The sequence below is a fragment of the Microbacterium azadirachtae genome (genome assembly GCF_000956545.1).
Classification (GTDB): domain Bacteria; phylum Actinomycetota; class Actinomycetes; order Actinomycetales; family Microbacteriaceae; genus Microbacterium; species Microbacterium azadirachtae.
In genome coordinates this window covers 35,357-57,500 of record NZ_JYIT01000062.1, presented here as the reverse complement: position 1 = coordinate 57,500, position 22,144 = coordinate 35,357, and the positions used below count along the sequence as shown (strand labels likewise).

Annotated in this window: 13 protein-coding genes; 1 reads left to right on the top strand and 12 read right to left on the bottom strand. The window is 72.0% G+C overall.

The features are described from left to right. The 8 genes from RL72_RS04635 to RL72_RS04600 form a co-directional block, all read right to left on the bottom strand. Positions 1–961, bottom strand: a 961-nt coding sequence (locus RL72_RS04635) for a serine/threonine-protein kinase (RefSeq protein WP_045249642.1), incomplete at its 3' end; no start/stop codon positions are given. Continuing rightward, on the bottom strand, positions 958–2,439 hold the full coding sequence (locus tag RL72_RS04630) for an FHA domain-containing protein (RefSeq protein ID WP_052674185.1): 1,482 nt from the start codon (positions 2,437–2,439) through the stop codon (positions 958–960). The genes RL72_RS04630 and RL72_RS04635, both read right to left, overlap by 4 nt. Further along, entirely contained in the window at positions 2,439–3,263 is an 825-nt protein-coding gene (locus RL72_RS04625) for a PP2C family protein-serine/threonine phosphatase (protein WP_045249641.1), read from the bottom strand. Before RL72_RS04625 ends, RL72_RS04630 begins: the two co-directional genes overlap by 1 nt. Then, positions 3,260–4,609 carry an RDD family protein gene (locus RL72_RS20540; protein ID WP_045249640.1) on the bottom strand — a complete coding sequence of 450 codons (1,350 nt, stop codon included), beginning with the start codon at positions 4,607–4,609 and terminating at the stop codon, positions 3,260–3,262. The genes RL72_RS04625 and RL72_RS20540 overlap by 4 nt, the downstream gene beginning before the upstream one ends. Further along, on the bottom strand, positions 4,606–7,107 hold the full coding sequence (locus RL72_RS04615) for a transglutaminase TgpA family protein (protein ID WP_082072073.1): 2,502 nt from the start codon (positions 7,105–7,107) through the stop codon (positions 4,606–4,608). The genes RL72_RS20540 and RL72_RS04615 overlap by 4 nt, the downstream gene beginning before the upstream one ends. Beyond that, positions 7,104–8,372 (bottom strand): DUF58 domain-containing protein, encoded by a 1,269-nt coding sequence (locus RL72_RS04610; protein ID WP_045249639.1) that lies wholly within the window; start codon positions 8,370–8,372, stop codon positions 7,104–7,106. The genes RL72_RS04615 and RL72_RS04610 overlap by 4 nt, the downstream gene beginning before the upstream one ends. A 101-nt stretch (positions 8,373–8,473) precedes the next feature. Next, positions 8,474–9,445: an AAA family ATPase gene (locus RL72_RS04605; RefSeq protein WP_045249638.1), complete on the bottom strand. Its 972-nt coding sequence runs from the start codon at positions 9,443–9,445 to the stop codon at positions 8,474–8,476. Between the two features lie 64 nt (positions 9,446–9,509). Then, positions 9,510–15,602, bottom strand: coding sequence for an Ig-like domain-containing protein (locus RL72_RS04600; protein WP_248700371.1), 6,093 nt, complete (start codon positions 15,600–15,602; stop codon positions 9,510–9,512). Between the two features lie 182 nt (positions 15,603–15,784). On the opposite strand from RL72_RS04600, the gene RL72_RS04595 reads away from it, so the two are divergent. After that, on the top strand, positions 15,785–16,339 hold the full coding sequence (locus RL72_RS04595) for a hypothetical protein (protein WP_045249637.1): 555 nt from the start codon (positions 15,785–15,787) through the stop codon (positions 16,337–16,339). Positions 16,340–16,354: 15 nt separating this feature from the next. On the opposite strand, the gene RL72_RS04590 is transcribed toward RL72_RS04595, so the two are convergent. The 4 genes from RL72_RS04590 to recQ form a co-directional block, all read right to left on the bottom strand. Beyond that, on the bottom strand, positions 16,355–16,924 hold the full coding sequence (locus RL72_RS04590; protein WP_045249636.1) for a DNA-3-methyladenine glycosylase I: 570 nt from the start codon (positions 16,922–16,924) through the stop codon (positions 16,355–16,357). Positions 16,925–17,007: 83 nt separating this feature from the next. Then, positions 17,008–17,754: a DUF3592 domain-containing protein gene (locus tag RL72_RS19060; protein WP_052674184.1), complete on the bottom strand. Its 747-nt coding sequence runs from the start codon at positions 17,752–17,754 to the stop codon at positions 17,008–17,010. Positions 17,755–17,819: 65 nt separating this feature from the next. Then, positions 17,820–19,883, bottom strand: a complete 2,064-nt coding sequence (locus RL72_RS04580; protein WP_045249635.1) for an acyl-CoA dehydrogenase family protein — start codon at positions 19,881–19,883, stop codon at positions 17,820–17,822. A 175-nt stretch (positions 19,884–20,058) separates the two neighbouring features. Beyond that, entirely contained in the window at positions 20,059–22,101 is a 2,043-nt protein-coding gene (recQ, locus tag RL72_RS04575) for a DNA helicase RecQ (RefSeq protein ID WP_045249634.1), read from the bottom strand. Positions 22,102–22,144: the final 43 nt, after the last annotated feature.

The following is a 22,144-nucleotide window of genomic DNA, read 5'->3' as shown; positions in this document are numbered from 1 at the left end:
TCACCAGCCCGAGCCCGATCACGACGATGATGCTGACGACCTCCCGCACCCGGGTGAGGCCGTCGTCGTCATCGTCGTGATCGGGCTCGGGCTGGTGGTCGTCGACGATGTCGATCGGGGTGACCGAGTGCGACAGCTCGATCTGCACCTTCTGCAGCGCGCGGGCGAAGGCGACGGCGCTGCCGAAGCGGTCGTCCTGGTTCTTCGCCATGCCGCGCTCGAGCACCCGCGTGAGGCTCTCCGGCACGTCGGCGCGTCCCAGCGGCGGCAGCGGCTCGCTCTCGATCCGCGAGATCAGGTCGGCCCCGCTGTTGCGCTGCCCCGGCTTCTCGAACGGGCTGCGTCCGGTGAGCAGCGTGTAGAGGGTCGCGGCGAGCGCGTAGACGTCGGAGCGCACCCCGCCTTGCGGCGGATCCGCGAACGACTCCGGCGGCGACCACGGGATCGACATCCCGGCCGCCTCGCTCACGGCACCCGTGGTCGAGGCGATGCCGAAGTCTGTGAGCGCGGGCCGGTTGTAGGCGGTGACGAGGATGTTCGCCGGCTTGATGTCGCGGTGCAGCACTCCGGCGCGGTGCGCCGTCTCCACGGCCCCCGCGACCTGCACGCCGACCCGGAGCGCCTCTGCGACGCTGAACGGCTCCTTGCGGGCGCGCTGCTGCAGGTTCGGCCGAGGGCAGTACTCCATGACCAGGTACGGACGGCCGTCGGCCGCGACGCCGGTCTGGTAGATCGTGACGATGGCCGGATGCGTGGACAGCATCGCCATCACGTTCGCCTCGTCGGCGAACTCCTGCGCGGCGCCGGAGGCCAGCCGGTCGGCGAGCAGCACCTTGACCGCCACGCGCCGCCGCGGCTGCTGCTGCTCGTACAGGAAGACGTCGGCGAAGCCGCCGGTGCCGAGCGGTTCGACGTAGTCGAAGCCCTCCAGCTGCGGCGGCGGAGACGGCGGACGGCTCACGGCAGCTCCTCGAAGGCGACGGTGACTCCGTCGCCGAGATCGATCACGTCCCCGGTGACCACGATGGTCTGCTCCCCGGGGTGCAGCCGCACCGGCTCGGCGCCGGGTCGCAGCAGGGTGGATCCGTTCGTCGTGTGCAGATCGAGCACCACCACCGCGTCGGCCTCGGGACGGATCTCGAGGTGGCTGCGGGAGATGTCCTGCTGCGGGCTGTCCACCGCCACCAGGTGCGGCAGCGTGGACCCGCTGGACCGGGAAGCCCGAGGGCGCCGGCCGATCACGACGGTGCGGTCGAGCGAGACCACCTGCCCGGTGGACAGCCTCACCCGCGGCCCGGATCCGTCGACGCGCGCGGCGACCGGATCCGCGCTGACCGGACGCGCCGGTTCCAGGGTGATCCCCGGCACGGCCGACACGGGCGCCGGGATCGGCGCCGCCGGTGCGGGGGCGGCGTCCGAGACGGTCGGCGCCAGCGGCAGATCGGCGCGCATCGCCCGCGCCTGGGCGAGGGAGATCGTCGCCCCGTCGTGGTCGCCGTCGACGTCCGCGGCGGTGACATGACCCGCGGGCGCCGGGGCGGCCGACGGGCGGAAGTCGAGGGTGTGGCCGCCGACCGGCTCCGCGATGGTGTCGGCCGGAGGCAGGATCGTCTCCGCCGCGGCCGGGGCGCTCAGCACGGTGTCGCCGAGGTCGCCGAGGTCGTCGGCGTCGGCGAGCTCGGCCGGGTGCAGCGCGGGCTCGGGATCCTGGGTCGTGGCGCCGGTGGTCGTGGTGCCGAGGGCGACCTCGTCGGGCGCTTCGGGCCCTTCGACAGGCTCAGGGACCAGAGGGGCGACCTCGTCAGGCGCTTCGGGCCCTTCGACAGGCTCAGGGACCAGAGGAGCGACCTCGTCGGGCACTTCGGACCCTTCGACAGGCTCAGGGACCAACGGGGAACCGCCGTCGGGCCCTTCGACAGGCTCAGGGACCAGAGGAGCGACCTCGTCCGGCGCTTCGGACCCTTCGACAGGCTCAGGGACCGACGGGGCGGGAACCCGGACGGCGGCTCCGGCAGCGATCGCGCCGGCGCGCACGACGCCGGCGACGATCGGCAGCGCCGGATCCTCCGCCCCGTCCTCGACGCGGATCTCGATCCCTGTGACGGCAGGGACGAACCGCTCGCTCCAGGTGGTGACCTCGGCGCCGGTGATCTCGCGCTCGTCGTCCGCGGTGGTCACGCGCGCCCGCACCCGGCCGCGCACGGCGATGCGCGCGTGCTCGCCCTCGCGCACGACGGCGGCGAACGGCGGGATGGCGGAGAACGAGCCCCCGCCCGCGGCGGTCAGCGCGTCGACGACCTCGGCGAACGACACCTCCTCGGCGGCGACCCGCTCCCACAGCGTGCCGACGAGCGCGGCGTCCGCGTCCGGAGGCAGCGCCACCACGGCCCGCGGGCCGATCAGCGCGTACCAGGACCCTGTGCGGTAGACGGTGTTCATCAGCGCATCCCTCCCATGGCCTCGGCACGCGGTCGCGTGTCGGAGTCGATGTCCTCGTCGTCGATGCCGGTCGTGCCGTCACTGCCCGGACGCGTGCTGACGTGGACCGCGTCCACGACGACCGCGGTCACATTGTCCCGCCCGCCGAGCTCCAGGGCGCGGTCGACCAGACGGTCGGCGGCGGCCTGCGGATCCTCGTGCACGGTGAGCAGAGTGCGGATCTCGTCGTCGCCCACCTCGCTGCTCAGGCCGTCGGAGCAGACCAGGATCCGATCGCCGACGCGCGCCGGGATCATCCAGTAGTCCGCCTCCCCGGCGCTGCCTGCGCCGATCGCCCGGGTGATGATGTTGCGGCGGCGATCGGTGGACGCATCCGCCGCCCGCAGCTGCCCGGCGTCGATGAGCTCCTGCACCACCGAGTGGTCGACGGAGATCTGCTCCAGCGTGCCGCCGGAGAGGCGGTAGGTGCGCGAGTCGCCGATGTTGACCGCCAGCCAGTAGCCGACCCCGTCGACCGCCGCGATCGTGACCCCGCTGAGGGTGGTACCCGCCTTCGAGACGCCCGTGCCGCCGATCGCGTCGACCGCCGCGCGCACGCGGGCCAGGGTGAAGCTGACGTCGTCGATCGTGAGGACCGGACGGCCGCGCAGCTGCGCGAACCCGTCGATCACGGTACTGCTGGCGACGTCGCCCGCCTGATGCCCGCCCATCCCGTCGGCGACGAGGAACAGCGGCGCCTGAGCGAGCAGCGCGTCCTCGTTGAGCGAGCGGCGAAGGCCGGTGTGCGTGGCGGCGCCGGCGCGCGCCACGATCGCCGGCGTCATGCGTAGCCGCCCACGGTCACGATCCGGTCGCCGATCTCGATCGCGTCGCCGAGGCGGATCCGCACGCGCTCGCCAGGCGGGCAGGCGATGCGCACGCCGTCGCGCACGATCGTCATCCCGTTGGTCGAGTGCCGGTCCATGACCCAGCCGCCCGCGGCCTCCGCCGCCGCCTCGAAGTGGGTCTTGGACAGCGAGAGCGTCTCATCGCGGACCACGACGACCGTCGCGCCGGGCTCGGGTGCCGGGTTGCGGCCGAACAGCGTGCGCCCGGACACCGTGGCCCGCGCGCCGTCGTCCCAGACGAACTGCAGACGGTGCCCCGGGATCGAGATCCGGGTCTCCTCCAGATCCTCCTCCTCGGCGGTCGGCGCGATCGGCCCCTGCGCGAGGGCGTCCGCGACGGTCGCCGGGGGCGCGGCGGGTGCCGGCGGACCCGCGGGCGTCACGGTCTCGGGGCCCGACACGACCGGCGCGGCGGGCGCGGGGACCGACGGGCTCACCCCGGGTACGACCGTGATCATCGCGTGGGCGGCGTCGGCGGCGGCCTGCGCAGCCGCCGACAGCACGGTCGCGTCATGCGGATCGACCTCGGGCTCCGCCGGGACGACGGTGCCCGCGGCGCTGGGGGCATTCGGCAGGGTGTGTCCGGTAGGGGCCCCGCCCTGCGGCGCGAAAGCGGCGGGCGGCGCGAACGAGGCCGTGGGCGCGGGAGCGGATCCGGGCGTCGGCGACGGGATCGGGGAGCCGCCGAACCCCGACGCGAGAGCACCGCCGGCGGGGGCGGGCTGCGGAGAGCCGAGCGGAGCGGCCGGCGTCGGGCCGGCCGGAGCGGGCTGCCCTTTCCCGGTCGCCGGGGCAGGCGTGGGGGCGGCGGCGCGCGCGTCGCGCACGACAGCCCCTGCGGCGCGATCGTGCCAGCCCTGGAACCGGCCGGAGCCGTCGAAGAGCGGCGTGAAGTACCCCACCACGATCGAGGCGCTGAGCCCGAACACGAGGTTGCGCAGGAGCGCCCGTCCGAAGCCGAGCGGCGCCTCACTGCCCTCGCGCACCACGCGCAGGTGCATGATCCGCATGCCCACCGAGGCGCCGGCGCCCTGCAGGAAGGTGGAGATCACGAACCACACCAGCGCGATCACGAAGGTCGTCCCGATGCCGAGCATGAGGACGAACAGCGCGCCGGTGAGGGTGTCCGGCTTCGCCGACATCGTGACCCCCAAAGAGATCAGATATCCGGCGAGGAGGATGACCGCGGGGATGGCGAGGTCGATCGCACAGGCGATCGCGCGCCGTCGGATCGGCGCGACGGGCGCGGCGTCCGCGCCCGTCCCGCTCGGGGCGTTGGTCATGAGTTCTCGCTCTCGGATCCGGGGCGCGCGGCCCGGGTGCCGCTCTGCCGCCCTGCCGTGTTCTCGATCGTGCCAGGTGCGGCCGCGCTCGCGCCAGAGCCGCTCTGCGGTCGGCGGATCCGTTCGGCGGCGGCATCGCGCAGCCCCTGGACGCCCGTCGACAGCCGTGTTCCGCCGAGCAGGGAGCGCAGGCTCAGGCGCGCGAGCATGCGACGCCGCCAGCTCGCCTCCTTGCCCAGCCCGGCCACGATGCCGTCGACCTCGCGCCAGAACGCGTCCACGTCCTCCGCCGTGGGCTCGCTCGGACCGAACACCTGGGCGTCCGCCTGGTCGGCCAGCGTCGTGACCGCGGGCACGGTGAGGGAGGTCGCGACGGTCTGCGCCTCCTCGGCGCGCGTGGCGCCGACGGGCAGGCGCGCCCCGTAGTCGACGGCGCGGTCGGTGAGCTCGTCCCAGCCGCCGCTGATGCGGTCGGCGGCCAGCGCGGCCGCGCGCCGCTTGCGTCGCCGGGCGGCCTTCCACGCGCCGATCACGATGAACGGGGACGCGAGGATCGCGAGCACGAGCAGCACGCTGCCGCCGATGGCCAGCACCGCCCCGAGGATCCCGAGCAGGTCGCTCGGCCCGTCCTGGTTGCCGCGCTGATCGGGCACGCTCGGCGGGAGCTCGACCGGATCCTGCGGCGGGGGCGGCGGCTGCAGCACCTGAGGCTTGGGGACGACCTTCGGCTTGGTGATCTGGTCCTGCGGGACCTTGTCCTTCGGCGGAGTCGGGTCGAAGGCCACCCAGCCCGCCTTCTCGAAGTTCACCTCGACCCACGCGTGCAGGTTGTCGCCGTTGGCCGAGAAGGTGCCCTTCTGGCCCTTGTCCGGGTAGAAGCCCATGACGACGCGCACCGGGATGCCCAGGGAGCGCGCGGCGAGCGCCATCGCGACGGCGTACTGCTCGTCGTCGCCGACCATCTGCTGGCCGCCGATCAGGGTGGAGATCCGCTCCTCGGTGTGTCCGGCGCGGCTGAGCGCCTCGCCCTCCAGCCCGTGGCTGAAGAACCCCTCCTCGGAGAACTTCTTCACGAGCGCGCGCACCTGCGCGATCGGCGTCTTCGCATCCGCCACCGTGTCCGAGGCGAGCGCGGCGAGCTTCTCCGGGGCCTCGGCCGACTTGGGCATCGCGACCGTGCCGAAGTCGAGGCCCTCGAGCTGCTTGTCGGTCCAGGTGCGGGGGATCGTGGTGTCCACCGTGTAGGTGTCGCCCTTGCGCAGCTTCGAGGTGGCGACCGCCGTGCCGGTGGACTCGTTGTAGTAGGTGCCGCGGCGCAGCGCATCCGCATCGGATCCGGCGAAGGCGATCCGGCTCACCTGACCCGCGTCCGGCAGCCACACCCCCTTGTACGCGTCCATCGTGATGTCGAGCGTGGCCGAGGATCCGGTGGCGTCGGCGGACATGTTGTCGCGGATCGGGCTGAACGCGCCCGACGAGCCGACGCCCTTGTCCGAGACGTCGTAGACGACCCCGTTGAAGGCGTCCATCGTGCCGACGCGGATGCGCGCCCCCTCGGGCAGCCCCTTCACCGTGAACAGGGTGTCCTTGCGGTGATCCTTGACGTACCCGCGGTACGACTGCAGCGGGCTCGCGTACTGGTGCACGTCGAACGGCGGCAGCACCACGTCGCGGAACACGTGACGCGGCTCGGCGAGCGTCGTCGCGGTCGCGACCCCGGTGCCGGCGAGGCCTGCGACCACGAGCACCGCGGCGCCGGCGAGGATGCGACGCCGGCGCAGCGCCGTGGAGTGCGTTCCGTCGGCCGCGACCGACACGGCGGCGTCGGTGTGCTCCCCGGTTCCGCGCAGCGCGAGCCAGGCCACCGCCACGAGGGCGAAGGCGACGCCCTGGGCGATGGGCGCCGCGGGCGCCGGAACGCCCATCGCGATCACCAGCATCAGGTGCGCCGCAGCGGGGATCAGCGCCCACGCGGCCCTGCGCAGCCGGAGCGCGAGAGCGGCGGCGACCACGCCGAACACCAGGGCCGCCAGGAACGGCACCAGCGCGTAGCCGTCGGCGACGGCGACCGGGGCGACGGTGGTGAGCATCGCCTTCCAGCTCGTGATCGCGCCGGCCGACAGCGCGCCGAGCGTCTGACCGGTGGGCACGACGCCGAACAGCGTGGTCTGCGGCAGCGCGAGCGCGCCGCCGAACAGGTAGTAGACGAGCAGCGTGAGCCCGGCCGTCGCCAGGACGCCCCATCCGCGCCAGGCGCAGAGCAGCGCGATGCCGAGGCCGAGCACGACACCGCCGATCGCGGCCGGCAGGAAGGAGCCGCCGGCGAACGAGGGCCACCAGCCGACGAGACCGGCGCCCATGAGGAGGGCGACGGCGACCAGGTCCACGACCGTGCGGCGCACGGACAGCGGGCGACGCACGGTCTTCGTCTTCGAGCCGCGGGAGGCCTTCGACGTCTCTGCGGAGCGGTCGGATCCTGGCTGAGCGGGCGCGGTCATGCGAGCACCTTCCCGAGGGCGAGGGGCAGCTGTTCGAGTGCGCCCACGGTGATCACGTCGGCGTCGCCGATGCGACGCAGCGACGGCGGCTCGCCGAGGTCCGCGACGATCGCGAGCACGCGGGAGCCGAACGGGAGCCGGGCGCACGCGGCGCGCAGCTCCTCCGGCGACGTGCGGCTGCCGGCCACCAGCACCACGACGCTGGACAGCGGCATGTGCGCGGCGACCGTGCCGGCGAGCGCAGACAGGGTGCCGTCCTTCGCACGCCCCTCCTCGACGCCGGCGAGCGAGTCGAGCAGCTGCTTCCCGGTGCCGGACGGCAGAGCCCTGCCCTGCACGCGCAGGTCGACGTGCTGCGAGTCGCGGATCGCGCGGAGGCCGACGGATCCGGCGAGCGAGATCGCGAGCTCGAACTCGTCCGGCTCGGCGTACTCGCCCGCGGCACGGCTGAGGCCGATCACGAAATGCGAGCGCCGCGTCTCCTCGTACTGGCGCACCATGAGCACGCCGGTGCGCGCCGACGAGCGCCAGTGCACGCGGCGCAGGTCGTCGCCCGGCTGATACTCGTTCAGCGCGTGGAAGGAGACGTCGTCGCGCGACAGGTCCGCCGCCGGCAGACCCTCGAGGTCGCGCAGGAAGCCGAGCGACTGCCCGTCGAAGACGATCGTCCGCGGGTGCACGAACAGATCGATCGGGTCGTCGCGGCGGTGCGCACGCTCGAACAGCCCGAGCGGATCGCCGCGGACGACGCTGACCGGCCCGACCGAGACCACGCCTCGGCGGTGCGTGGGGATCGCGAAGAGCTCCTCCGCCTCCTCCCCCGGGGCGAGCCGCTTGATGCCGAACTCGCCGCGCCCCGCGCCCACCGGCAGCACCACGCGGGAGGGCAGGATCGCCCGGGTGCCGCGGTTGGCGAGCGTGAGCGCTCCGACCGCGCGCTCCCCCACGACCACCCGGGTGCGGGCGAGGTCGAGCGTGACGTCGTAGGCGGTGCGGCCGATCAGGAACAGCGCGCACAGCGCCAGCACCACGCCCAGCACGAGAGCGATCACCGCGAGCTCGATCCAGCCGAGCGGCAGGGCGATCACGAGACAGCCGAGCGCGATCCCACCCAGCACCCACGCGAGCGGGCGCACGGCGGAGGCGATCAGGCGCAGCCGCGCGCCGGCGCGGGCGAGCACGAGAGCCGCGATGTCGCGCCAGCCGGCGTCGCGGTCGGATCCGGCCGGGCGGTCGGTGCCGCTCGCCTGGGCGGTCGTGGTCATACGTGCTCTCTGTCTTCGGAGGGATCCGGATCGGGCCCTGAGCCTGTCGAAGGGACCTGGTCTGGTGGTGGGCGCCTTCGACAGGCTCAGGGACCGGCCGCTCAGGCGGCGGCGCGCGCCTGGGGGGCGGCGACCTTGTCGACGACCCGCGCGATCACGGTCTCGGCGGTGGTGCCGGCGAACTCGGCCTCGGGGTCGAGCAGCAGGCGGTGCAGCCACACCGGGCGGGCGAGCGCCTTCACGTCGTCCGGCAGCACATAGTGGCGGCCGTGTGCTGCGGCCCACACCTTGGCGATGCGCACCATCGCGAGCGCGCCGCGCACGGAGACGCCGAGGCGGATCGCGGTGTCCTCGCGGGTCGCCTCGACGAGCTCGGCGATGTAGCGCAGCACGGCCGGCTCCACGTGCACGGCGGCGGCGAGGTCGGCCATGTCGGCGACGGCGCTGGTCGTGATCACGGGGCTCAGCTTCGCCGACGGGTTGCGCTCCGCGGCACCCGCGAGGATCGTCGCCGTGACGTCGAGGTCGGGGTAGCCGATCGAGGTCTTGATGAGGAAGCGATCGAGCTGCGCCTCGGGCAGCTTGTAGGTGCCGGCCTGCTCGATCGGGTTCTGCGTCGCGATCACGAGGAACGGACGGCCGGCCTCGTGGGCGACCCCGTCCACCGTCACGCGCGACTCCTCCATGACCTCCAGCAGCGCCGACTGCGTCTTCGGCGAGGCGCGGTTGATCTCGTCGGCGAGCACGATCGAGGCGAACACCGGACCGCGGTGGAACTCGAACGTGTGCGTGTTCTGGTCGTAGATCGTGACGCCCGTCACGTCCGACGGCAGCAGGTCGGGCGTGAACTGGATCCGCGTGCTCGTGCCCTGCACGGTCGCGGCGAGCGCCTTCGCGAGGCTCGTCTTGCCCGTCCCCGGGGCGTCCTCCAGGAGCACGTGCCCCTCGGCCAGCATCGAGGCGAGCACGAGGCTCACCACGTCGCGCTTGCCCTGCAGGGCGCGGTCGACATTGTCGGCCAGGCGGCTGAAGGTGCCCTGGAACCAGGTGGCCTGTTCGGGGGTCATCGTCATGTCTGTGTGCTCCTCTGAGCTCGGGGTGTGTGTCTGGGGAGGGCCGGCCGCGGTGAGACCGCGGCTAGCCTCTCGGCCAGAAGTTCTTCTCGGTGTCCACGGATCCGCCCCATCCGATGATGTCGATCCAGACGTCCACGCCGTCGCGGCCCTTCCAGCAGCCGAGCTGCTGGGACCCCGCCCCGTTGAAGTTGATCCGGTAGCTGGCGGATCCGATCTGCCCGTCGACGCTGGAGTGGCAGGTCACGCTGTACGTGCCGATGCCGAGGTTCTGCCAGTTCACGACGAAGTAGCGGCAGCCGTTGACGCAGCCGCTGCCGGCGGCGCCGCCCTCGGTCACCCACACGCGCGGCGGCGGCGGGCTGTCGGTCTTGGCCTGGTCCGATGCGACGTTCGATTGCTGCGGGATGCTCGTGAACGCCTGCGCCCTGATCGAGTGGGTCTGGTCGTAGCCGTTGCCGACCGTCCGGGAGCCGCTGTCTGCCACCGACTCCCAGCCGCCGCCGTCGACGCTGATCTTCATCGTCACCGGACGTCCGTTCGGCGCGGGGGCGTTCCAGGACAACGTGATGCTCTGGCCGTTGTTCCTGGCGTTGACCGTGGGGTCCCCGATCGGCCCGTACGGCCGGAGGTTGCCCCGGGAGCCGGCGGCACCCGGCTGCGACTCCTGGCCCCCGACGACCGAGTAGGCGCGCACCGACACCGTGTAGGTGCCGTTGTTGGCGGCGGGGATGCTGTGTCCGTCCCAGTTGCGGTTCCAGCCGCTGCCGGTCGAATACTCGTAGCGGATCTCGGAGCCGCTCGCACCGTTGGCGTCCGCGAGCGAGTACTCGACGTAGATGTTGTTGTTCCCCTCGTCGGCTCTCGTGATCGTCGTGGCGCCCGGCTGCCCGAAGGCGCGCTGCGCGTTCGAGACGGCGGACCATGCGCCGGCGCCCGCTTTGTTGTTGCCACGCACCTGGAAGGTGTAGTCCGAGGTCGAGTTGCCGACGCTCACGGCCTGGCTGAGCGTGCTGCCCGGGATCCCGCTGATCGTGCGCACGACGGATCCGCCCTGCATCACCTGCAGGTCGTAGCTCGAGATCGCGTCGCCGTTCGCGCCGGCCGCCGTCCACGTCACGTTCATCTGCGACTGGCTTCCCACCGAGGGCGCGCTCTGCGCCTGCGGGGTCCCCGGCGCCGTCGGCGGACCGGCGGGGATCTCCGACGCCGACCAGCCCGACCAGCTCGACGGCTCGGGGGCGCGGTTCACCGCCTGCACGCGCACCTGGTAGTTCGCGCCGTTCTCCAGCCCGTCCCACTTGAGCGAGTTGCCGGTGACGCCCGTCTTGGTCGCGACGCCGCTCGGCGGGGCGGGCGAGATCTCCAGGTTGTAGGAGGACACCGGGGATCCGGGGGTCGTCGGCGTCGTCCACGACACGGCCAGGGACTTGTCGCCGAACTTCAGGGTCGGCGGGTTCGGGGTGTCCGGACGCGCGTCGGGCCGCGCGACGGCCGACGTCGGCGACGGCTTGCCCTCGCCCACCCGGTTCGTGGCGGTCACCGCGAAGGTGTACTCGACGTTGTTGGTCAGCCCGTCCAGGGTGCACGTCGTCGACGTGCACGGCTTGGTGTAGCTGCCGCCGCTCGTCGCGCGCACCGTGTAGCCCGTGATCTCGGCGCCGTTGTTCGACGGCGGGCTCCAGTTCAGCACCACGGTGCGGTCCTGCACGCTGGTCACCTGCGGAGCGCCCGGCGCATCCGGCACGCCCTGGACGGTGACGACGATGCGCCCGTCGACCTCACGGTCGGGATCCTTCGTCGCGTCCTGGATCCGGTACGACGCCACGATCTGACCGACGAACTTGGCGGACGGGGTGATCACGATCTTGTCGCCCTGCACCGAGGCGCCGTCGGCGTCGCCGGTCTGCACGTCGACGGAGCGGATCTTCAGCGGCTTGTCCGGGAACGGGTTGACGTCGTTCTGCAGCACCGGGATCGTGACGGACTTGCCCTGATCCGCCTGCGGCACGGTGTCCTCGTTGGCGACGGCGAGCGGTCGCGTGGACGCGGCGACCGTCACGGCGACGGTGCCGGACACCGGGTCGGTCTTGCCGTCGGTGATGCTCAGCTGCACCGTGGAGCCCGACCCCTTCGGCGTCGACGGATCCGCCTCCACCCTCAGGGTCGAGCCGTCCAGGCTCGCCTTGATGCCGTTCTCGGGCTGACCGGTGATCTTGTAGCTGATCTTCTTCGCGTCCCCCGGATCGGGGTCCTTCGTGAGGGCGGCGAGGTCGACCTTCTGCGCCTCCTCGCCGGGGGCGACCGACACCTGCGCGTTCGTGAACGCCGGCGGCTGGTTGTCCGGCGGCAGCACCGTGATCGGCAGGCTCAGCGTGGACTTGCGCCCCTTGGGGTCGTCGGGCCCGGTGCCGTCCGTCACCTCGAAGGTGAGCGCGTCGTCGCCGAAGTAGCCCTGCTTGGAGGTGTAGACGAGCGTGTGCTCGTCCTTCAGCAGCGGCGCGCCGTTGCTGTTCACCGCGCTGACCTTGCCCGCCTCGGTGATGCGCACCTCTCCGCCGCCGGCCACGGCCACGTACTTCGAGAGCGGGAGGTCGATCGTCTCGCCGCTCTTGACCTCGACCGGCTTGGTCGAGCGCAGCGTCGGGGCGAGCTCCGAGAGCGCCGGGACGAAGATGAACGCCGAGGCGGTCTGGTCGTCCTGATCCGTGACCGAGTACTGCACCAGCTGGCGCTTGTCGGTCACGGTGACTTGGATCTTCCGGTCGGGCATCACCTTCGCGGTGGGATCCGAGACGCTCAGCTTGAGCGCGTCGACCGTGCCGTCCGGATCCTCGTCGTTGTCCAGCACCGGCACCTCGACCTGCAGGCTCTCGCCCTTGACGTCGGAGGCCTGGATGCGGTCATCGCGCGCGATCGGCGCGACGAGGGGCACGTCCTCGGCGACCGTGATCTGCACCGGCGCCGTGGCCGTGGCGCCGCGCGAGTCGGAGACGGTGTACTGCACCGACGTCTGCAGCGGGCGGTTCGGCGCGGTGATGAGCACCCGGTCGCCCGACACGGTCGCCTTGAGGCCGTCCACCCCCGGCGGCACCTCGATGCCGTTCTTGACCAGGCCGATCGTGTCGCCGTCGGGATCCGAGTCGTTCGTCAGGACCGCGACGGCCACGGTGCGGCCCGGCCGCATCACGATCGAGTCCTTGACCGCGTAGGGCGCCTGGTTGATGTTCGCTCCCGGGGCGATGCCGACGCGGACGGTCGCGGTCGCCTCCTTGCCGAGGCGGTCGCGCACCTTGTAGGTGAAGGTGTCGATGCCGCTCGTCTTGGCGAACGCGTCGTAGGTCAGGTAGTTCGAGCCGATCTCGGTGACGTGCCCCTGCTTCGGGGCGGAGTCGAGCCCCACCAGCTCGACCGAGTCGCCCTCGGCGTCGAGCCCGTCCAGCGGCACGGGGATCCGCACGCTCGTGCCGCTCAGCGCGCGCACCGTGATGTCGTGCGGCCGCGGCGCCGTGTTGGTCTTCTCATCGACCGGCAGGATCTGGATCGTGATGTATCCGGCCGCCTTCTGGCCGTTCGAGTCCACGGCCTCGTAGGTCGCGTAGACCGTGCGCGGCGTGTCGCCCGCCCGGAAGCGCACGGTGTCCTGCGAGACGAACGCCTCGCCGAACTTGGGGTCCACCAGCGGCTCCACGAGCTTCGGCGCGACGTGCAGGGTCGTGCCCGGCGCATGCTTGTCGTTGGCGAGCACGGGGATCGTCACCACGTCGCCCGCGCGCACCACCGCGGTGTCGTCGTTCGCGGTCGGCGGGTCGAGCTTCGCGGGCGCGGGGATCGGGATCACGATCACATCGCCGTCGGCCGTCTTGGAGCCGTTGGAGATGCGATAGCTGATCCGCACCTCCTTGTCGAGGTTGCCCTGGTCGGTGATGCGCAGGGTCTCGTGATTCAGCACCGACACGGCCACGCCGCTGTGCGGCGGCACCGTCACGGACTGCACGACGAGGATCCCGCCGGCGGGGTCGATGTCGTTGTTCAGCACGCCGGCGAGCACGTCGCCGCCGCTGGGCAGCAGCGCCACGTCGCGCACCGCGATCGGCGGCGCCGCCTCGGCCGTCTTGTCCAGCACGTCGACGCGCACGAGGCCCGGCACGGCGTTCGGCCCGGCGCTGACGAGATACTGCATGTAATAGGTGCCCGGCACCTGCGACTGGAAGGTGAAGGTGCCTTCGGCGAAGTTCGGGGTGATCACGGCGCCCGGCGTCTCGTCGACCCGCGTCAGGCGCAGCTGCTCCTTGCCCGAGCTGGAATCGTTCAGCAGCGGGGTGGCCTTGACCTGCTCGCCGGCGCGCGTGACGTAGTGATCGGCGTTCGTCTTGGGCTCCGTGGTTCCCGCGGGACGCAGGTCCAGGCGGATCGTGCCGCTGGTGAGCTCGCCCATCGCATCGGCGACCTGGATCCGGATCTCCTTGCGTCCGGGCAGGCTCGCCACCGCGCGATAGGTGAGCTGGCCGTCCGGCGTGAAGTCGACCTGGTCGCCGGGGGCCGCCTCGACGTCCTTGAGGTACACGTCGTCGCCGTCGGGGTCGATCCAGTCGGGCAGCGCGTTGTACGTCACGGTGCCGCCGGCCTCGACGAGGAGCGCGGGCGTGCGCCGCTGCTTCGGCGGCGCGTTCACGCTCCAGTCGTGCACGCTGACCGTCGCGGTCGCGATCGCCTTGCCGCCTCGGCCGTCGTCGGCCTGGTACTGGAACGACGCGGAGCCGGTGGCGTCCTCCGGGACCGCGATCTGCAGGGCGCCGCCGTTGTTGATCGGCTGCACCTCCCCGATCGAGGGCTGCTGCTGGGCGAGCGAGGCGACGAGCACGTCGCCGTCGGCGTCCGTGTCGTTGTCGAGCACGGGCAGCATCGTGGTGCGTCCTGGACGCACGCCGAACTCGTCGTCGTGTGCGACGGGCGCCGTGTTCTCCGGCGTGCGCTTGGGCAGCGTGGTCTCGACCTGGTCGTCGGTGGTCTCGTCCTGCTTCTCGGTGTCGCCCTCCGGCGGGACGATGTCCTGCCAGTTGTCGACGCGCTGCAGGTTGTCGGTGGCCATCCAGGCGGCGCCGCTCGCGGTGTCGTTCAGCACCACCACGTCGCGGTTCACGCGGAAGACGAGGGTGGAGCTGCTCTCGGCGCCCTCGATCGAGGTCTTGAGGTCGTTGTCCGAGCCGACGCAGTCCCGGAGGAACTTCGCCGATCCGCCCCAGGCGGCGTAGGTGCAGCCGTTCAGGAACACGGGCGCCGCGGGCGCCCCGGTCCCGCCCGGATCTTGCACCGTCGGCGCGGATCCGTCCAGCGGCACGGAGATCAGGGCGTCCGCGGTGGCGAGCACCGCGGACGTGCTCTCGGCGGACGGCTGCTGCAGCACGGCGGCGTCGAGGCTCTTCACGTCCGCACCGTCGAGCGCGGTGCGGTGGCCGGCGGCGAACACGGTCTTGGCCTCGGCGTCGAGCACGACGGGGGTGCTGCCGACGACCGTGATCGTGGGCTTGGCCTTCGCGGCGAGCTCGATCTTCTCGGTGGACGGGGATTGCGGCTCGCCCTGCTCGTCCACGTGCACGGTCACGATGCTCTGGTCCTTGGCGGAGACGGCGTAGACGGTCCCGTCCTTGCCGACCGCGACGTCGGCGTCCTTGCCGAGGGTGGCGGTCGGCTTCGTGCTCGCCGCCTTGAAGCCGCTCAGCGACGACGCCGGGCGCACCCAGAGCTTGCCCTCGGGGTCGAGGATCGCGACCGTGGTGCCGCCGAGCGCCGACTTCGCCCCGCCGGGCACGAGCACGGCGTCGCTGAGCACCACCCGCGCGGGGTCGACGCTGGTCAGCGTGGAGGCGGAGCGGTCGGTGACGAGCACGGTGCCGCCCGACTGGAGGACGTCGTAGTTCTCCCCGCCGGTGCGCAGCCCGCCGTCCAGCACGCGGGACTCGTTGTTGAAGTGCCCGACGAGGAGGCTCGAGGTCTTCGTCAGCCAGACGCCGCCGTCGTGCAGATCCACTTCCGCGGTCGGGTTGCCCTCGTAGGCGAACGCCATTCCGGTGACGGCGAGAGCCGCCGCGGTCACTCCGGCGACCGAGGCGAGGGTCTTCGGACGCATCCGCAGCCAGGCGAACGACTTCAGCACGAATTTCCCCCCGAAAGTGCGATACAGCCGTCCCATGAGCAATTGTCAGGGGACTGTAAGAGTGTAAACCGCGAGTCTGGGAGCCGCGATGGGGAGGACTACCCATCCATCCTTCGATCGATTTCGCCTTCCGAGGCCCGGATCCGGGCTCCGGGCATAGGCCCGCGACGTACGCTCGGAGCATGTTCCTCGACCCTGTCCTCCGGCGTGCGGAGCCGCTGCTGCTGCGCGTGGACCGCATCGCCGGCGGCCGGAACGCGCACGAGAAGATCGTCGAGTCCGACCGCGACCATGAGCGCACCGTCCGCGCTTTCCGCTGGGTGTTCTGGCTGCTCGCGCTCGAGCTCGTGATCGGCGTCGCCGCGGTCGTGGTGGCCGTCGTGATCGCCGTGCAGGCGGGGTCGATGGCCGCCGTGCCGTTCGCCGTGTGGATGCGGGCGCTCATCGTGCTCGCGATGACGGCCACGCTCTTCTACTTCGCCTGGCGCGCCGCCCTCGGCTGGCGCTGGGCGTATCAGCGGCTGCGACTCTTCGCCCAGATCTTCCCCGTGATCACGCTCGTGATGGCGGCGATCCCCGGGCTCTACCCGGCGTGGATGGTGACCGAGCAGATCGTGTTCAGCCTGATCATGATCGGCGTCGCCGACTTCCTCACCAGCGACCACATGCGCCGGGTGTTCCGCAAGCCCGAGGCGGCAGCGGACCCCGGCTCCTCAGCAGCAGATCCCGCGTCCTGACCCGGCCCGCGGATCTCATGCCGCGCGCCAGCACCCCTCGAGGTGGTCGTCGACCATGCCGGCGGATTGCATGAGCGCGTACATCGTCGTCGGGCCGACGAAGCGGAATCCCCGCTTGCGCAGAGCCTTGCTCATGGCCTCCGACTCGGCGGTCACCGCGGGGACCTCGGACATGGTCCGCGGGCGTGCACCGCGGATCGCGGCAGGGGCGAACGACCACATCAGCGCGTCGAGCTCGCCGTCGGCCATCTCCCGCACGAGCGCGGCGTTGCCGATGGTCGCCTCGATCTTCGCCCGGTTGCGGATGATGCCCGGATCCGCCATGAGCCGCGCGATGTCGTCCTCGCCGAACTCCGCCACGACCTCCGGATCGAACCCCGCGAACACCTCCCGGAACCGCGGACGCTTGCGCAGGATGGTGATCCAGCTGAGGCCCGCCTGGAAGCCCTCGAGCGACATCTTCTCGAAGAGCGCGCGATCCCCGTGCAGAGGCATTCCCCATTCCTCATCGTGATACCGGCGGTACTCCGGGTCGTCGCCGGCCCAGGAGCAGCGCACGCGGTCGTCGGAGGCAGGCGTCGTCATGACGACCAGGCTAGGCGAGACCGTCGACATACGGCTCGATCCCGATCCCACACCGGTCGCCGCGCAGACCGGCCGACGACGTCTCACCCGCGCCGACGGATCACCAGCAGGTCCTCGTTCGACGGATCCTGACGGTCGTACCAGATGTCGACCTCCTCGCCGATCACGATCGGGCTGTCGCGATGCACGGTCGCCGTCCGGGTGACGTGGCGCTCCGTGCCAGAGGCGTCGCGGAACGCGTAGGACACCCCGGTGACGATCCACGTCGCCGAGCCCTCGTCATCGTCGAACTCCATGTTCCCCGGATTCGTCACCGTTCCCGTCACCGGGGGCGTGCTGCGCACCAGCGCCCTGCGCGCGGCATCGCGACGCACCCGGGTCCGACGGAAGACCGCCCCCAGCACCAGGAGGGCGAGCGCGGCGACGCCCAGCCCGACGGTGACCGCATCGATGGCCGGCTCCTGCAGGATGCGCGGCGGCGGCGCCGCGACCGCGTGTCCGGTCGCCGCACCGAGCAGGGCGATGCCGACGGCGGTCGCCCAGCCGGGCAGGCGCGGGTTCCGGGAGGCTCCCGCGACCCATCCGCCGAGGGCCACCAGGAGCGGGAAGCTCGCGATGATCGTCGCCGCCGTGGCCGGTTCGTCCTGCTCACCGGGCGCGTCGGAGAATCCCGTGGCGGCACCGCGGGTGAGCCCCCAGCCGACCACGACGGCCGCACCGGCCAGGACCACGCCCCACAGGACCAGTCGCAGGACCATCGCGGGCGTCACCGCGTTCGTCTCCCAGGACCGAGGCCCTGGCGCCGTGACGTCCGGATCGATCAGGCTCATGCGTCGATCCCATCACACTCGCGGTGCGGCTGTCTTCCCGCGTTCGCCGCGCGCCGCGGGGTGCGCTACAGCTGGCGCGCCTTCTTCAGCGCCTTCTCGTCGACCGGCGCCTCACCCGAGGCCTTGAGGGCGGCGTAGTACGCACGGGCCTCGTCCTGGCGCATCTGCTCCGCACCCGAGGCGAGCGGAGCGCGCACGTGCTCGGGCTCGTAGCCGAACGCGTTCACGAGGTCGAGCGCGTGCGGCCGCAGACGGGCGCAGAGGCGGTCGATGTAGCGCGAGACCGAGGCCGCGCGCTGCGTCGACAGGCGCCCGTTGATCAGGTACCACGCGAGGTGCTTCTCGATGAGCTGCAGGCCGAACAGGTCGCGCAGCCAGGTCAGCACCGTCCGGCTCTGCTCGTCCTCGATGCGGCCGAGGGCGTCGGTGAACGCCTCCCACTGCAGCAGCTCGCCGTGCGCGCGCGCCGCCTCGATGAGCTCGGCCTGGTTCTCGTTGAACAGCTTCTCGCCGAGCACCTTGTCCTTGCCCGCCGCACGCAGGCGTCCCGCGATGTCCGCCACCATCTGCTGCACGCGGTCGGTGAGCAGCTCGTGCTGCTGCTCGGCGCGCAGGCCGTTCTCGACCGACCGCGCCGTGGATCCGAGATCCGCGACCGCCTGGCCGAACTGACGCAGCCCGGCGCCGTGGAAGACCTTGCCCGCCGTCTGCCCCACGGCGTACTTCGCGAGCGTCTTGGCGTCCGCCCCCTTGAACTGCCGGGCGAAGTCGGTCAGCAGCCGCTTGCCGACGAGCTGCAGCAGGATGTTGTTGTCGCCCTCGAAGGTGGCGTAGATGTCGAGGTCGGCGCGGAGGCCGACGAAGCGGTTCTCGAACATGAACCCGGCGCCGCCGCACGCCTCGCGGCACTCCTGCAGCGTGTCCAGGGCGTGCCAGGTCGACAGCGGCTTGAGGGCCGCGGCGAGGGTCTCCAGGTCCTCCCGGTCGTCCGGGGTGTCCGTGCGCCCGGAGAAGACGCCGTCGAACTTCTGCAGGAACTCGTCGTGAGCGAACAGCTGGGCGTACGTGGTGGCCAGGCGCGGCAGCAGCCGGCGCTGGTGCTTGCCGTAGTCGAGCAGCGTGGTCTCCTCGCCGCTCGCGCCGTTGAACTGGCGGCGCTGCGTGGCGTAGGTGATCGCGATGAAGAGGCCGAGCGCGGAGGCCCACGACGCCGCACCGTCGAGCGAGACGCGGCCCTGCACCAGCGTACCGAGCATCGTGAAGAAGCGGCGGCCGGGGCTGTCGATCGCACTCGAGTAGGTGCCGTCGGGCGCGACGTCGCCGTACCGGTTGAGCAGGTTCGTGCGGGGCACGCGCACGTGATCGAAGCTGAGCCGTCCGTTGTCGATGCCGTTCAGGCCGCCCTTGAGGCCGTCGTCCTCGCGGCCGACGCCGGGGAGGTCGATGCCGTCCTCGCCGCGGAGCGGGACGTAGAAGCAGTGCACGCCGTGGTTCACGCCGTTCGTGATGAGCTGCGCGAACACCGTCGCCGCCACGCCGTGCAGTGCCGCGTTGCCGAGGTACTCCTTGGTCGCCGCGCGGAACGGCGTGTTGATGACGAACTCCTCGGTCTCGGGATCGTAGGTCGCGGTGGTCCCGATCGAGGCGACGTCGGAGCCGTGCCCGATCTCGGTCATCGCGAACGCGCCGGGGATCTCCAGGCTCATGATCCCCGGCAGCCAGCGGTCGTGGTGCTCCGCGGTGCCGAGCTGCAGCACGGCGGATCCGAAGAGTCCCCACTGCACGCCCGACTTGATCTGCAGGCTCGGGTCGGCCGCCACGAGCTCCTCGAAGCCGGCGATGTTCGCGCCGTTGTTCTCCTCGCCGCCGAGGCGCTTCGGGAACGCCCGGTGCACGGCCTTGTTCTGCACGAGCAGGTGCATCTGGCTCAGCACGCGCTCTCGGTGCTCGTCCTTGCCGAGGGAGTCGTCGCGCCAGAACGCCGGATCCTTGATCATCTCGCGGGCCTCACGACGGGTGCCCGCCCAGGTGCCGAGCAGCAGCTCTCCGACGGCGTCGACATCGATGTGCGTCGCGGAGTCGTCCGGGGTGCTGTTCGCGGTGTTCGTGCGAAGGGCGGCGTCGACCATGAGGATCCTCTCGTGAGGTTTCTTGGGATGCCTTCATGGTAGGTCTGGCACAACGGGGAGCGAAGCGGGCTGTGCGGATCCGCCAATCCATCCCGGCGACGAGGATCCGGCCGATTGTCGCCTCCCCACAGGACGCCCCGTCGGGCGCCTCGAGCGCGACCGGTGACGCGGGCGCTCAGCCCTCGGCCGCGATGACCTCGAGCACGGCCTCGCCGTACGCCTCGCGCTTCTTCTCCCCGATGCCGCTGATGCCGACCAGGTCCTCGGCACGGGCGGGACGATGTTCGGCGAGCGCACGCAGGGTCGCATCCCCGAACACGACGTACGCGGGCACCCCCTGCTCCCGGGCGGTCTGCGCCCGCCAGGTGCGCAGCGCCTCGAACAGCGTCCGGTCGCCCTCGGCGAGCGCGTCGGCGGCGCTCCGCTTGGTCGCGCGCGCCCCGGACGCCCCGGCACGGGTGACCACGTCGTGGCGCAGCTTGACCGGCGTGGTGCCGGCGAGCACGCCGCCGCTCGCCTCGCTCACGGCCAGGGTGCCGTACTCGCCCTGCGCCTGCATGAGCCCCTGGGCCAGCAGCTGCCGCACGACCGAGCGCCATTGCGCGTCGGTGAGGTCGGATCCGATCCCGTAGGTCGCGAGCTTGTCGTGCCGGAACTTGCGGATCTTCTCGGTGGACGCGCCGCGGAGGATGTCGATGAGGTGCCCGGCGCCGAACGACTGGCGCCGCTCGCGCTGCAGGCGCACGATCGTGGAGAGCAGCTTCTGCGCGGGGACGAGGCCGTCCCAGCTGTCCGGCGGCGTGAGGCAGGTGTCGCAGTTGCCGCACGGCTCGGAGGCCTGGCCGAAGTAGCCGAGGAGGTTCTGCCGGCGGCAGTCGACCGTCTCGCACAGCGCCAGCATCGCGTCCAGGTGCTGGTTCTGGCGCTGCTTGATCACCCGGTCGCCGTCGCCCTGCTGGATGAAGCGGCGCTGCTGCACCACGTCGCCGAGCCCGTACGCCATCCACACGACCGAAGGCTCTCCGTCGCGGCCCGCACGACCGGTCTCCTGGTAGTAGCCCTCGACCGACTTCGGCAGGTCGACGTGCGCGACGAAGCGCACGTCGGGCTTGTCGATCCCCATCCCGAAGGCGATGGTGGCGACGACGACCACGCCGTCGTCCCGGAGGAACCGCGACTGGTGCGCCGCACGCGTCGCGGCGTCGAGCCCCGCGTGGTACGGGATCGCGTCGAGCCCCTGCGCGCGGAGGAATTCCGCGGTCTGCTCCACCGAGGAGCGGCTGAGCGCGTAGACGATGCCCGCGGATCCGGCGGGCTGGCTGCGGATGAAGGCGACGAGCTGCTTGCGGACGTCGATCTTCGGATCGATCCGGTACTGGATGTTCGGCCGGTCGAAGCTGGCCACGAAGTGCTTCGCGCTCGGCAGCTGCAGGCGCTCGGTGATCTCGCGGTGCGTCTCGCGGGTGGCGGTGGCCGTGAGCGCGATGCGCGGAACCCCCGGGAACCGCTCGGCGAGACCGCCCAGGGCGAGGTAGTCGGGACGGAAGTCGTGTCCCCACTGGGACACGCAGTGCGCCTCGTCGATCGCGATGACGCTGAGCGCTCCGCGCTGCAGGAGCTGCAGGGTCTGCGCGTTCGAGAGGCGCTCCGGCGCGACGTAGACGAGATCGAGGTCGCCCGCGAGATAGGCCCGCTCGACCTCGGCCCGTTCGGCCGCGCTCTGCGTGGAGTTGAGGCAGGCGGCGCGCACGCCGTTGGCGCGCAGCGCGTCGACCTGGTCGTGCATGAGGGCGATCAGCGGGCTGACCACCAGGCCGGTGCCCTCGCGCACCAGCGCGGGGACCTGGTAGCAGAGGCTCTTGCCGCCGCCGGTCGGCATGAGCACGACGGCGTCGCCGCCGTCGACGACCTGATCGATGATCGCCGCCTGGTCGCCGCGGAACGCGTCGTATCCGTAGACGGTGCGCAGCGCTTCGAGCGGAGTGGCGAACCGGCTCGGCGCCGGCGTCGCCGGCTCCGAGGACGGGCGCCGCGCGGCGGGCGGCGCGAAGCTGCCCTGCGGGACGGCCCCCGGAGATCCGGCCCATTCCCCCTCCTCGGGCGGAGGTGCGGCGTCCCAGGGCTCGTCGGCGTACGGGAGGTCGGCGTACGGGTCGTCGAGCGGCGCGTCGGACCACGGCAGATCCGCATAGGGGTCTCGCGGATCGTTCTGGGGCATGCCTCCAGGGTAACCAGGTGCGCCGACACCTCGGGCGGCTGTC